A 12,427-nucleotide genomic window follows, 5' to 3' on the forward strand; every position below is an offset into this window, starting at 1 on the left:
CCTCCCCCAGCCCCACCGCCAGCCGGTCCAGAAGCCGGTGTACCGCCGCCGTCACCGCTTCCGCGGGCAGGTCCGCCAGCCGGCCGTCCACGCTCGATCCGCCGGTGAACGTCAGCGCCGTACCGCCCGGTGCGGCGGCGAGCCGGAGCGCGAGCGTCAGCTTGGCCGCACCGGTGCCTCGGGCCTCGGTGCCCTCGCCCTCGGCGGTGAAGACCCCGTCCCGCTCGGCCAGTGTCAGCGTGCCGCGGTAGGTGATCGTATGGCCGCCGGCACGGACCTTGAGCCGGCCCGAGAGCGGGCCCGCCGACGCGTCGGCGTCCTGCTGGAAGCCCGGAACACAGCGGGCCACCCGCGCGGGGTCCCGCAGCGTCTGCCGGAGGGCCTCTGCCGCCACCGGAACGAATACCTCATGCTCCATGGAAACCGAGCCTACTCAGCCCAGGCCCCCGAGGCGGCCTTCTTGCCCGGGCGGATTCACCCCCGCTCACTCCGTGTACCGCGGGTGCACCAGCGTCGACGGCGGCAGATCCGGTATGCGCGTGCGCTCCACCCCCCGCGCGCCCGCCGCCAGCAGGGGAGTCCCCAGCGACCGCAGCCTGGGCGCGTCCTCAGCCAGGCCGAGATCCGGGCGGCCCCCCAGCCGGGCCAGCGCGAACCCCCAGTCGGACAGCGCCGGGGTGCCGTCCTTCACCCGGTCGGGCCCCGCGGCGAACCCGGACAGCGGGCCCGTCGCGCTGTACGGCGCGGTGCCGAAGCCGGCCGCGCGCAGCGTCGCGTCGACCGTCCAGTACGTACGCGGCTGGGTCGTCGGCGACCCCGCGTGCACCGCCAGCCGGCCGTCCTCCGCGAGCACCCGGGTCGTCAGGCAGTAGAACTCCTCCGAATACAGCTTGGTGCTGGCCGTGATGCCCGGGTTCGGCAGGTCCGAGATCACCACGTCGTACGTACGCTCAGGCCCGGCCCGCAGCCAGGTGAACGCGTCCGCGTAGACCGTACGCAGCCGTGGATCGTCGAACGCGTGCCCGTTCAGCGCGGCCAGCGCGGGGTCCTCCCGGGCCAGCCGGACGACCCCCGGGTCCAGGTCGACGACGGTGACCGCGCGCACGTCCCCGTACTTCAGGACCTCGCGCGCGGCCAGCCCGTCGCCCCCGCCCAGGATCAGCACGCGCCGGTGGCGCCCGCGCATGGCGGGGTGCACCAGCGCCTCGTGGTAGCGGTACTCGTCGCGCCCGCTCACCCGGAGCCGCCCGTCCACATAGAGGTCCAGCGGCCCGTCCCGGCCGCCGGTGAGCACGACCTCCTGGACGTCGGTGTGTACGGCGACCCGCACCCGGTCCCCGTACACCGCGCGGCGTGCCGCCCGCTCGAAGTCGTCGACCAGCACGGCCGCGGTGGCCAGCACCGACAGCACCAGCACATTGACCCCCACCAGCAGCCAGCGCGAGCGCGGGCTCAGATCGCGCCGGAAGAGCCAGAGGACCAGGGCGCCGCCCGCCACCGCGTTGACCCCGCCGGTCAGCAGCGCGCCCGTGAGCTGTCCGAGCCAGGGCAGCAGCAGGAACGGGAAGGCCAGCCCGCCGACGAGCGCCCCCACATAGTCGGCCGCGAACAGATCGGCGACCGTCCCTTCCGCGTCCTGCCGGGAGAACCGCTGTATGAGCGTCATCAGCAGCGGGATCTCGGCGCCGATGAGGATGCCGATGGCCAGCGAGAAGCCCACCAGGGCATACCGCGACTCGCCCGCCCAGACGAAGCTCCCGTACAGCACCAGCGCCGAGCAGCCGCCCAGCAGCGCGAGCGCCGCCTCCAGCAGCCCGAATCCGACCGCCGCCCGGCAGCGCAGCCGCTTGGCGAGCAGCGAGCCGACCCCCATCGCGAAGACCATCACGGACAGGACGACGGAGGCCTGCGTGACGGAGTCCCCGATGAGATACGAGGCGAGCGCCACCAGCTCCAGCTCGTACACCAGTCCGCAGGCGGCGCAGATGAAGACCACGGCGAGAATCAGGAAGCGCCCGGCATCCGGCCGCACGGGCAGCCGTGTCGCACCCTGGGGCGGCGAGGACGCGGTCTGCTCGATCATGCCCGTAACGCTACGTCACGAATTCATTGCGGTTTGTCACCCACACGGGTGTAACTACAGCACCGCAGGCATACGGGCGCCGACCCGTGTCCGTGTCACCACGAGCTGCCCCTCCTGGGGGTAGGCGTGCCAGGTGCGCCAGTGGACCTGGCCCTCGTCGCGCTGCGCCAGCATCGCGGTGAAGGCGTACGGCGCGCCGGGGAAGATGCCCGCCAGCCCGTTGGGATGGTCCGCGACCAGCGCGAGCAGCTCCTGCGCGCGCCCCGCGAACGAGCCGTGCGAGAGCGTCTCGACGCGCGCCGCGAATTCGTACTCCCAGTCCCCGAGCCGTTTGGAGACACCGAGGGGTAATGGGGTGCTGCTGCCCGGGATACAGGCGACGGTCTCCGAGCAGACGCCGCGTTCCTCCTCAAGAAGCACCTGGTGGGAGGCGCCGAGCAGTCTGAGCTGGACTCCGGCGCCGTCGAGTTCGAGATCGAGGACGGCCAGGGCGGGGAGTGGCTCCCGGCCCAGCGCCCAGGCCAGATCGGCGGCACGGGAATCGGTATAGGCCGTATTGAGATTGGTGAGCATGGGCAGGCTCCGCAAACACGCTTGACGGGTGGACCGGGGACGACCCCGACGATGAGCGAGGGAACCTGTGGGGGGAGATCGCCGGCTCGACTCCGCGGGAGTTCCGAGGCTGGAAGCTCTCAACAGTGAGGGAATCACGAAGTACGCCATGCTCACAGCGCTTTTACCCAACTTGACGGGGTTTTCCATCCCCTCGGGGGCCCTACAGCTCAACTGTTCAACAAAAGCGGCGAAGACCGGTGGAGAAGGGCGCGCGATCGGTCAACACGGAGATGCCCGGCGGGAGTTCACTCCCACCGGGCATCGACGGCACCGCGGACCAGCTGCCCCGTGTCAGCTGCCTCCGCCGCCGCATCCCCCGCCACCACCGCACGAGGAGCCCCCTCCACAGGAGGAGGAGTCGCCGCCTCCGCACCCGCCGGACACGGGGCCGCCCCCGGCCCACCAACTCCTGTCGGAGCGACGCTTCTTGGTCGTCGAGGCACCGCGGACGGCGCGGCCCCCCCTCGCGTCGCGCGGCACGCGGGAGAGGCGCCTCGCCCGCGCCCTGTCCCGGTTGGCCACGCTCGACACCAGCCCGACCAGCGCGATCGTCACCATGACCACAACGACCGCGATTCCCAAACCTGTCATCGGTCTCACCGCTTTCCGTTCCCCCGAAGCGAGGCCGTCCGCGCCGCGTCGCACGGCCGCCCCCGCACTCATCCCTCCGCGTCCCGCGCTCACTTGTCCGTGAACGCGGCGCGTGACTGGGGTGTCCCCCCGGCCTCGGCGGCCCAAAGCTGACTTGAGCAACTCCAGAGGTTCGGCACAGGATGACCGGCATGACCAAAGAATGGCTCGGCGGAACAACGATCTTCGCGGAGATGTCGGCTCTGGCGGTACGGACCGGAGCGATCAACCTCGGCCAGGGGTTCCCCGACACCGACGGCCCGGAGTCGGTGCGGGAGGCCGCGGTACGGGCGCTGCGCGACGGCCGCGGCAACCAGTACCCGCCCGGCCCCGGCGTGCCCGAGCTGCGCGCCGCGATCGCCGGCCACCAGCAGCGCTTCCACGGCCTCTCCCTCGACCCCGACACCGAGGTCCTGGTCACGGCCGGCGCCACCGAGGCGATCGCCGCCGCGCTGCTGGCGCTGGTCGACACCGGTGACGAGGTGATCGCGCTGGAGCCGTACTACGACTCGTACGCCGCCTGCGTCGGCATGGCGGGCGGCACCCGCGTCCCGGTCACCCTGCGGCCCCGCGACGGCGCGTACCACCTGGACCTGGACGAACTGCGCGCCGCCGTCACCGGCCGCACCCGGCTGATCCTCCTCAACACGCCGCACAACCCCACCGGCACGGTCCTCGGCCGCGAGGAGCTGACGGCCATCGCCGAACTCGCCGTCGAGCGCGATCTGCTGGTCGTCACGGACGAGGTGTACGAACATCTCGTCTTCGACGGCGAACACATCCCGATCGCGAGCCTCCCCGGCATGCGCGAGCGCACCCTGACGATCAGCTCCGCCGGCAAGACGTTCTCGTTCACCGGCTGGAAGGTGGGATGGGTGACGGGAACGCCGGAGCTGGTGACGGCGGTGCGCTCTGCGAAGCAGTTCCTGACCTATGTGGCGTCGGGGCCGTTCCAGTACGCGGTCGCGGAGGCGCTGCGGCTGCCGGACAGCTACTTCGAGGGAGTACGCGCCGATCTGCGGGCCAAGCGCGATGTGCTCTCGGCGGGGCTGGCGGCGGCCGGTTTCGACGTCTACCGCCCGGCCGGCACGTACTTCGTGACGACCGACATTCGCCCCCTCGGCGAAACCGACGGCTTCGCCTTCTGCCGCACCCTGCCGGCCCGCTGCGGGGTGGTGGCGGTCCCGAACGCGGTCTTCTACGACCACCAGCAGGAGGGCGCGCCCTTCGTACGCTTCGCGTTCTGCAAGCGCACGGATGTGCTGGTGGAGGCGGCGGCGCGGCTGAAGACGCTGGCGTAGCGGTACGCCCGTACATGCGCTCCCTGCACGCGCTCCATGCACGCGTGTCGGCAAAGCCCGGCCGGGACCGTGATCAGGTGATCGCGGCCCCACCGGGCTCCTGTCGTTCCGAGGGCGCCTGGGCTCGGCTCAGACGTCGTCGGGCTTCTCGTCGCCCGGCTGGAGGCCGAGCTGCTCCACGAGCCACTTGTCGAACTCGATCGAGGCCCGCACCCAGCTCACCGTCGACGACACGAAGTGCTCCAGGCTGACACCCATGCCGATCAGCATCTGCGCCTCGCCGATGAGCCGGACGGTGGGGAGGCTGTCGCCCTCCTCGTGGATGTGGCTGTAGACCTTGGGCCACAGCGTGCGGCGGTTCCAGTCGTCGATCGCGTCGAGGATCTTGGACTTCTCCCCGATGGGGTGCGGCCGGTCGTAGAACGTCCGCACCGAGAAGACCTGCTGGTCCTCCTCGCCGCGGAACATGAAGTACGTACGGAATTCCTCCCACGGCGCCGCGAGGTCACCCTCGTCGTCGACGACGTACTTCAGCTCCATCTGGTCGAGAAGCTGCTTGACCAGATCCTGATCAGGGACGACGGGGCCCGCCGGTCCCGCACCCTGCTGCTGGGGCTGGCCCCCGAAATTCGGAATCGAGGACGGGTCGATGCTCACCGTGAATTTCCCTTCGTACGGTTCCTGCCATCCTCCCCCATCCCAGCGGGGCCCTGGCAACCCCGGCCACACCTCAGCGGGTCATGGGTTCGCCATCCGGTCCGTGAGCTGCCATACGCCCGTCGAGGGATTCAGCGTGTGTTCCGCCCCGGACGGGTCAAGTTTCCGGGCCCGTTCCCCCGCGTGCGGTACCCCGTCCCGGTATCGGGAGAAGTCCACCCGGGTCTTGTCGTAGCCGGGCACATGCTTCTCCAGAAGCGGAAGCAGCTTCTTGTACGTGGCTGTGTGCGCGCGGTGATCCGAGAAGTGCAGCAGGAGCCACAGCTCGAAGCACGGATTGGAGACGGCGACCCGAATGCCCAGGCGACGCGCCGCGAGGGCGGCCTGTGCCACGTCCGGGTACTCGTCGACGTCGAAGACGCACCACACCTCGTCGTAGCCGCCCTTGTTCAGATCCCGCTGCCCGCGCGCGTATGTCACGAGCTGTGTCGGGGAGCACGGCTTGCCGCGTACGACGACCGAAACGGCGGGGTTACGGAGATGGTCACGTAAGCCTTGTAAGTACTGCCGCTCCGTCTCCTTGCTGCCGCACACGATCAGCATCGTGCGGGCGGAACGCCGGACCGGGCCGCGCCGTCGACCCGATCCCTCACGCGGAAACTTCTTCGGCACGAGCCCCCCAGTACTTCTTGAGCATGTCCTCGAACGCCGTCTCCGGCAGCAGCGGCACCGCGCCGTAGCTGCCCGCCAGATAGCGGCGCTCGAAGTTCTCGCCCTTGCGCGGCTTGAAATCGGTGAGCGGATACAGCGTCGAGGCACCGGTCTTTGCGCTCTTCTCCACGAACCAGACCTGATCGCGGCGGAGCACCTGGTCGCCGAGCATGGTGCCGAGGAGGGAGGCGTCGTGGGTGGTGAAGATCAACTGGGCGCCGAGCGGGTTGAGTTCGGGGTTCTGGAAGAGGGTGAGGAGTTTGGCGGTGAGCAGTGGGTGGAGGCTGACGTCGATCTCGTCGATCCACAGCGAGAACCCGTTGAACAAAGAGTTGAGGGCCGAGATCACCAGGTTCAACCAGGTCCTGGTGCCGGCAGACTCGGCGTCGGACGGCAGGACGAACTCCTCGCCCCCAACCCTGTGCACGAACTCCAGGGAATCGGACATCGCCGTCTTGATGTCGTCCGGCGCCTCATCCCACCACCCGGCGTTGCCGCCCTGGCGAGCCAGCATCTCCACGAAGGTCTTGTTCCGTTCCGGTACGCGGCGGACGCCGTGCACTCCCAGATCAGCCATGCCGAGAACCTCCGCCGCGAGCGGCAGCCCCGCTCGCTCGAACGCCTCGTACCCGAAAGCCGCGAGAGCGCCGGACCTGGCGTACGCCTGCCTGGCATTGTCCTCGACGACGGACGAGCCGTGCAGAGCCGACCAGAGCACGCCAAGTGTCTGATGCCCGGACTGCGCCGCCGCCGAGAGATAGAGGCTGTTCGGCCGCATCGTCCTCTCGACGGCCGTCCGCTCGCCGGTGAGCGTCGCGCCATAGGTCATGGTCATACAGTGGCGTTCGAACAAGACACGCCGACGGCCCTTGGGATAGGCGTACAGCCATTCCTCGGCCACCTCCGCGTCTGTGACGCTGAAGCCGTACACGTACCGCACCCCCGCTACCAGGAGGTCGACCGCGTACGACGACGGCTCGTGACGGCTCTCGTGGTCAAGGAGGAAGGACCGCCGCGGTACGGGGGTGCCCGGCAGCCAGCGAGCCTGCGAGTCGCTCACGGCACGCGTGAAGAACTCGAACGCGTCCACCACCGTCGACTTCCCCGAAGCGTTCGCCCCGAAGATCGCCACCACCGGCACCGCCGGCCGGTCGTCCTCCCCGTACGTCGGTACGAAGTTCAGCTCCTGGGGTTCGCGAAGAGAGCCGTGATTGGCCACACGAAAGCTCAGCAGCACACCTGCCACCCCCTAAAGCGCCTTGTGAACAAGTGAATCGCAAACTGGCGGACAAGGTGATGGTAGTTGCCCATCACGAACCCGAACAGGCCCGCCACCCGAGCGGGTGACGGGCCTGTAGGCGGCTCTCTGCCGGTTACAGCGTCTTGCCGGTGGGCCGGGTCGGCTCCGTGGGCTCCGGCGCCTCCGGCGTCGCCGTGCCCACGATCAGGTCGTCCGCGAAGCGGTCCACCCGGACCGTGTCGCCGTCCTTGATCTCGCCCGACAGGATTTCCTTGGCCAGGCGGTCGCCGATCGCCGTCTGAACCAGGCGGCGCAGGGGGCGGGCGCCGTAGGCCGGGTCGTTGCCTTCCATGGCCAGCCAGTCCAGGGCCTCCGGGGTGATGTCCAGGGTGAGGCGGCGGTCCGCGAGGCGGCGGGACAGGCGGTCGGTCTGGAGCTTGGCGATCCGCGCCAGGTCGTCCTTGGTCAGGGCCGAGAAGACCACGAGGTCGTCGAGCCGGTTCAGGAACTCCGGCTTGAAGGAGGCCCGCACCGTCTCCAGGACCTGCTGCTTCTTCGTCTCCTCGGTCGTGGTCGGCTCGACCAGGTACTGGCTGCCGAGGTTCGACGTCAGGATCAGGATGGTGTTGCGGAAGTCCACCGTCCGCCCCTGGCCGTCGGTGAGCCGGCCGTCGTCCAGCACCTGGAGCAGGATGTCGAAGACCTCGGGGTGGGCCTTCTCCACCTCGTCCAGCAGGATCACCGAGTACGGACGCCTGCGCACCGCCTCCGTAAGCTGGCCGCCCTCCTCGTACCCGACATAGCCGGGAGGCGCGCCGACCAGCCGGGCGACCGAGTGCTTCTCGCCGTACTCGCTCATGTCGATACGGACCATCGCCCGCTCGTCGTCGAAGAGGAAGTCCGCGAGGGCCTTGGCCAGTTCGGTCTTGCCGACCCCGGTGGGGCCGAGGAAGAGAAACGATCCGGTGGGCCGGTCGGGGTCGGCGATCCCGGCGCGGGTACGGCGTACCGCGTCGGACACCGCGCGTACCGCCTCGGTCTGGCCGATCAGCCGCCTGCCCAGCTCCTGCTCCATCCGCAGCAGCTTCTGCGTCTCGCCCTCCAGCAGCCGCCCGGCCGGGATCCCGGTCCAGGAGCCGACCACATCGGCGATGTCGTCCGGGCCGACCTCCTCCTTGACCATCGTGTCCTTGGCCGCCTCCTGCTCGGCCCGCGCCGCCGCCTCCAGCTCCCTTTCCAGGCCCGGGATCTCCCCGTACAGCAGCTTGGAAGCGGTGTCGAAGTCGCCGTCGCGCTGGGCGCGTTCGGCCTGGCCGCGCAGATCGTCGAGACGTTCCTTCAGCTCACCGACCCGGTTGAGGCCCTGCTTCTCCTTCTCCCAGCGGGCGTTGAGGCCACGCAGCTCCTCCTCGCGGTCCGCCAGATCGCGGCGCAGCTTCTCCAGCCGCTGCTTGGAGGCGGGGTCGGACTCGTTCTTGAGCGCCAGTTCCTCCATCCGCAGGCGGTCGACGGCGCGCTGGAGTTCGTCGATCTCCACCGGCGAGGAGTCGATCTCCATCCGGAGCCGGGACGCGGCCTCGTCCACCAGGTCGATGGCCTTGTCGGGCAGGAACCGCGAGGTGATGTAACGGTCGGAGAGTGCGGCGGCGGCCACCAGCGCCGCGTCCGCGATCTGCACCTTGTGGTGCGCCTCGTACCGGCCCTTGAGCCCCCGCAGGATCGCGATCGTGTCCTCGACGGTCGGCTCGGCGACCAGCACCTGCTGGAAGCGCCGCTCCAGCGCCGCGTCCTTCTCGATCCGCTCGCGGTACTCGTCCAGCGTGGTCGCGCCGACCATGCGCAGCTCGCCGCGCGCCAGCATCGGCTTGAGCATGTTGCCGGCGTCCATGGCGGAATCGCCGCCGGCGCCCGCGCCCACCACGGTGTGCAGTTCGTCGATGAAGGTGATGATCTGGCCGTCGCTCTCCTTGATCTCGGAGAGGACGGTCTTGAGGCGCTCCTCGAACTCCCCGCGGTACTTGGCCCCCGCCACCATCGCGCCGAGGTCCAGCGAAACCAGCCGCTTGTTCTTGAGCGATTCCGGCACGTCGCCCTTGACGATCCGCTGCGCGAGCCCCTCGACCACGGCGGTCTTGCCGACGCCGGGCTCCCCGATCAGCACCGGGTTGTTCTTCGTACGGCGTGACAGCACCTGCACCACGCGCCGGATCTCCTGGTCCCGGCCGATGACCGGGTCGAGCCTGCCCTCACGGGCGGCGGCGGTGAAATCGGTACCGAACTTCTCCAGGGCCTTGTACTGGCCCTCCGGGTCGGGTGTGGTCACCCGGCGTCCTCCCCTTGCCTTCTCAAACGCGTCCAGCAGCTTCTTCGCACCGGCGCCCTGCCCCTCCAGCACCTCCCCGGCCCGGCCGCCCTTGGCCGCGACCCCGATGAGCAGGTGCTCGGTGGAGAGATAGTCGTCCCCCAGCTCCTTGGCCCGCTGGGCCGCGTCGGCGATGACGGCGAGGGTCTCACGATTGGGCTGCGGGGGCGCGACGGTGGACCCGGTCACGCTGGGCAGCGCGGCCAGCACCCGCTCGGCTCCGGACCGTACCGCCGCCTGGTCCGCCTCGACGGCGGTCAGCAGATCGGTGATGTTCTCGTTGTCCTGGCCTTCGAGCAGCGCGAGCAGCAGATGTGCGGGGGTCAGATCGGGATGTCCGGCCGCCACGGCGCGATTGGTGGCGGCGTTGAGCGCGTCCCGGCTCTTGTTGGTCAGCTCGGCGTCCACGGGCCCACTCTCCTCCTCGGTTCAACCTGACTGCGTCAACCTATGCAAAGTTGAGTCTATTCCACTCAAGGGCGCCGCCCTACGCTTCCGGTATGTCCATCGACGTACGGGATCCCAGCCCCGATTTTCTCGCGTTCTGGCGCGAGCACCATGTGTGCACCCTGACCACCCTCCGCCCGGACGGCACCCCTCATGTGGTCCCGGTGGGCGTGACGTACGACCCCGAGGCCGGGCTCGCGCGGATCATCACCAACAAGAACAGCAGCAAGGTCGCCAACATCCTGGCGGCGGGCCCGGAGGGCGCGCGGGTGGCGGTGTGCCAGGTCAAGCGCGGCCACTGGGCGACGCTGGAAGGCCGCGCCACGGTCCGTACGGATCCGGAGCTGGTGGCGGACGCGGTGCGCCGCTACACGGAACGGTACGGACGCACTCCCTCGCCCAACCCGGACCGGATCGTCATCGAGATCGCCCTGGACCGGGCGATGGGCCGCGCCTGAGGCGCGGCGGCGGAATCCGGGCGGCACGGCCGCGTCCGACGCGCGGCGCCCGGATCCCGGCAGCACGGCCGCGTCCGAGGCGCCGCGGCGGAATCCGGGCAGCACAACGGCGCCATCGTGTTTCAGGTCCACGATGGCGCCGTTGTGTGGGGGAAGCGCCAGAGCGATTTACAACGACGGGGGAATCGCTCAGGCGCTGCGGGGGGTGGCGATGGTGGTCTGCGGTTCGACCAGTTGGTGGTCCCTCTGGTCGAGGTTCACAAAGATCATGTCGTAACGGATGGCACATCGGACCGGCTGCGGAGCCCCCCGCGGCCTCCGAAGGCAGCGGTAGGCGCGGACGTCCTCGTCCTCCTCGCGTACGACGACGATCGGCTCTCCGAACAGGGTGACCATCAGCGAGTCGCCACGGTGAGGAATGGCCGTGACAAGATCGATGAAGTGCCATCCCGACCGGTAGGCCGTGGCCATCTCGCGCCGGAAGACCCGGTCGTCCGGCGGGACGGTCACGCGCTCGGATCGGCCGATGCGGGGACCCGGCTGCTCTGCGCCGGTGCCACGTCCCAACCGATGTCGCCGGGGGTAACGTCCTGCGGAGTGCTGTCCCAGCTTATGTCACCCGACGTCGGGCCCTGAGCACTCTGAACAGTGGATCCGGCCGGCGTGGAGTCCCAGCTGATGTCCCCCCCGACAGCCAGCGCGCCATAGGCCAGAGCCGCAGAGAAAGCAGTGGCTACCACCGCGCGAAGCATTCTCTTGTACATAGTCGGCTTCGTCCTCACTTGATGGATTCCTCTCCCCCGCCATGTAGACGATGGCTCACCCGAGCACGTCAACACCACCGGGACGAGGCATCATGTTCCTGTATGTTCAGGACCCTGGGGGGTGGAGATTTGCCAGCGAACGACTCAAAACAGACACATCCCCATGCCGTCACCGATTTGTGTGATGACGGCAGACGGCTTTACGCCAGTGCGCTGCGCTCCGGCCGCATAGCCCGGAGCGAGGCCGCGGGGACTCCATGCCTCATGGAATTCGCGCTTCTGCACCCCGATCCGGACGACGCGGCATGGCTTCGCCCTGTTCCGCCGTCCGCGGCGCTCGCCAAGCGGCTCCATCCGATAGAGCGCGAGATCCAGGAACGCCGTCACTTCGCCGTAGAACTGACCGACTCTTTCGAGCCGTTCATGACGATCAGCGCGCAGGACCCGCCGACCACCCACGCGATCACGGTCCTGGAGGGCGTCAGCCGTATCAACGCGGCACTCGACCTGTCCACCGCCGAGTGCAAGACGGAGGTCCTGACCGTGCAGCCGGGTGGCGGGCGCAGCGAACATGTGCTGGCGGAGGCCCTGGAGCGCGGCCGGGCCGTGGTCGACCGCGGCATCAGTCTGCGCACCCTCTACCAGCACACCGTCCGGCACAGCCAGGGCACTCTCGCCTACGCGGAGAGACTGGCCGAGGGCAAGGTCGAGATCAGGACACTCGAAGAACTGATAGAGCGGCTGATCATCTTCGACCGCACGGTGGCGTACATACCGGCGCGCTCCGACCGGCAGATCGCCCTGGAGCTGCGCCACCCGGGGCTGGTCGACTATCTGGCGCAGGTCTTCGAGCAGCTCTGGCGGCGCGCCACGCCCCTCACGGAGCAGGTGGCGTACGAGCCCACCCCCGACGGCATCACGGGCATCCAGCGGTCCATAGCGAGGCTTCTGGTCGAGGGGTACGTGGACGAGGCCATCGCCCGGCGCCTGGGGATGAACGTACGGACCTGCCGCGCGCACATCGCCAAGCTGGCCACGACCCTGGGCAGCGGCAGCCGGGCGCAGCTCGGCTATCTGGTGGCGCAGTCGGGGATCCTGGACCGGGAGGAAAGCTGAGCGGGGGGGTACGCGGCCACAGGGGCGGCACGCGGGGCACAGG

At 69.6% G+C, this 12,427-nt stretch carries 11 protein-coding genes; 3 read left to right on the plus strand and 8 right to left on the minus strand.

Annotation, left to right across the window (positions count from 1 at the left end; all coding sequences use genetic code 11):
* The 3 genes from WH07_RS03450 to WH07_RS03460 all read right to left on the minus strand — a co-directional run.
* The coding region (locus WH07_RS03450; RefSeq protein WP_046495123.1) for an SRPBCC domain-containing protein at nt 1-418 on the minus strand (418 nt) is incomplete at its 3' end.
* Between the two features lie 66 nt (nt 419-484).
* On the minus strand, nt 485-2,083 hold the full coding sequence (locus WH07_RS03455; protein ID WP_046495126.1) for a polyamine aminopropyltransferase: 1,599 nt from the start codon (nt 2,081-2,083) through the stop codon (nt 485-487).
* 54 nt (nt 2,084-2,137) lie between these two features.
* Nucleotides 2,138-2,656 (minus strand): DUF2617 family protein, encoded by a 519-nt coding sequence (locus WH07_RS03460; RefSeq protein ID WP_046495128.1) that lies wholly within the window; start codon nt 2,654-2,656, stop codon nt 2,138-2,140.
* Nucleotides 2,657-3,480: 824 nt separating this feature from the next.
* On the opposite strand from WH07_RS03460, the gene WH07_RS03465 reads away from it, so the two are divergent.
* Complete coding sequence (locus WH07_RS03465; protein ID WP_232788699.1) at nt 3,481-4,629, plus strand: pyridoxal phosphate-dependent aminotransferase; 1,149 nt, start codon at nt 3,481-3,483, stop codon at nt 4,627-4,629.
* A 129-nt stretch (nt 4,630-4,758) separates the two neighbouring features.
* On the opposite strand, the gene WH07_RS03470 is transcribed toward WH07_RS03465, so the two are convergent.
* From WH07_RS03470 to clpB, 4 genes are all read right to left on the minus strand, one after another.
* Nucleotides 4,759-5,286 carry a YbjN domain-containing protein gene (locus tag WH07_RS03470; protein WP_046495132.1) on the minus strand — a complete coding sequence of 176 codons (528 nt, stop codon included), beginning with the start codon at nt 5,284-5,286 and terminating at the stop codon, nt 4,759-4,761.
* 81 nt (nt 5,287-5,367) lie between these two features.
* Nucleotides 5,368-5,889, minus strand: a complete 522-nt coding sequence (locus WH07_RS03475) for an RloB family protein (RefSeq protein WP_079022911.1) — start codon at nt 5,887-5,889, stop codon at nt 5,368-5,370.
* Nucleotides 5,890-5,935: 46 nt separating this feature from the next.
* Nucleotides 5,936-7,234: an AAA family ATPase gene (locus WH07_RS03480; protein ID WP_046495133.1), complete on the minus strand. Its 1,299-nt coding sequence runs from the start codon at nt 7,232-7,234 to the stop codon at nt 5,936-5,938.
* Nucleotides 7,235-7,370: 136 nt separating this feature from the next.
* Nucleotides 7,371-10,007 carry an ATP-dependent chaperone ClpB gene (clpB, locus tag WH07_RS03485; RefSeq protein ID WP_046495135.1) on the minus strand — a complete coding sequence of 879 codons (2,637 nt, stop codon included), beginning with the start codon at nt 10,005-10,007 and terminating at the stop codon, nt 7,371-7,373.
* A gap of 92 nt (nt 10,008-10,099) precedes the next feature.
* On the opposite strand from clpB, the gene WH07_RS03490 reads away from it, so the two are divergent.
* Nucleotides 10,100-10,504, plus strand: a complete 405-nt coding sequence (locus tag WH07_RS03490) for a pyridoxamine 5'-phosphate oxidase family protein (RefSeq protein ID WP_046495137.1) — start codon at nt 10,100-10,102, stop codon at nt 10,502-10,504.
* Nucleotides 10,505-10,693: 189 nt separating this feature from the next.
* Here the strand turns inward: WH07_RS03490 and WH07_RS03495 are convergent, their stop codons facing one another.
* Nucleotides 10,694-11,014, minus strand: a complete 321-nt coding sequence (locus WH07_RS03495; protein WP_046495139.1) for a Rieske (2Fe-2S) protein — start codon at nt 11,012-11,014, stop codon at nt 10,694-10,696.
* 356 nt (nt 11,015-11,370) lie between these two features.
* Between WH07_RS03495 and WH07_RS03505 the strand changes: the two genes are divergently transcribed.
* Nucleotides 11,371-12,384, plus strand: a complete 1,014-nt coding sequence (locus tag WH07_RS03505) for a helix-turn-helix transcriptional regulator (protein ID WP_079022912.1) — start codon at nt 11,371-11,373, stop codon at nt 12,382-12,384.
* Nucleotides 12,385-12,427 lie beyond the last annotated feature (43 nt).

This window comes from Streptomyces odonnellii (assembly GCF_000981895.1).
Lineage (GTDB): Bacteria > Actinomycetota > Actinomycetes > Streptomycetales > Streptomycetaceae > Streptomyces > Streptomyces odonnellii.

What these genes read in the sequence shown, in the direction of transcription:
- WH07_RS03455 (WP_046495126.1), bottom strand. Translation starts at nt 2,083, where the DNA reads ATGATCGAGCAGACCGCGTCCTCGCCGCCCCAGGGTGCGACACGGCTG.
- WH07_RS03460 (WP_046495128.1), bottom strand. Translation starts at nt 2,656, where the DNA reads ATGCTCACCAATCTCAATACGGCCTATACCGATTCCCGTGCCGCCGAT.
- WH07_RS03465 (WP_232788699.1), top strand. Translation starts at nt 3,481, where the DNA reads ATGACCAAAGAATGGCTCGGCGGAACAACGATCTTCGCGGAGATGTCG.
- WH07_RS03475 (WP_079022911.1), bottom strand. Translation starts at nt 5,889, where the DNA reads ATGCTGATCGTGTGCGGCAGCAAGGAGACGGAGCGGCAGTACTTACAA.
- WH07_RS03490 (WP_046495137.1), top strand. Translation starts at nt 10,100, where the DNA reads ATGTCCATCGACGTACGGGATCCCAGCCCCGATTTTCTCGCGTTCTGG.
- WH07_RS03505 (WP_079022912.1), top strand. Translation starts at nt 11,371, where the DNA reads ATGTTCAGGACCCTGGGGGGTGGAGATTTGCCAGCGAACGACTCAAAA.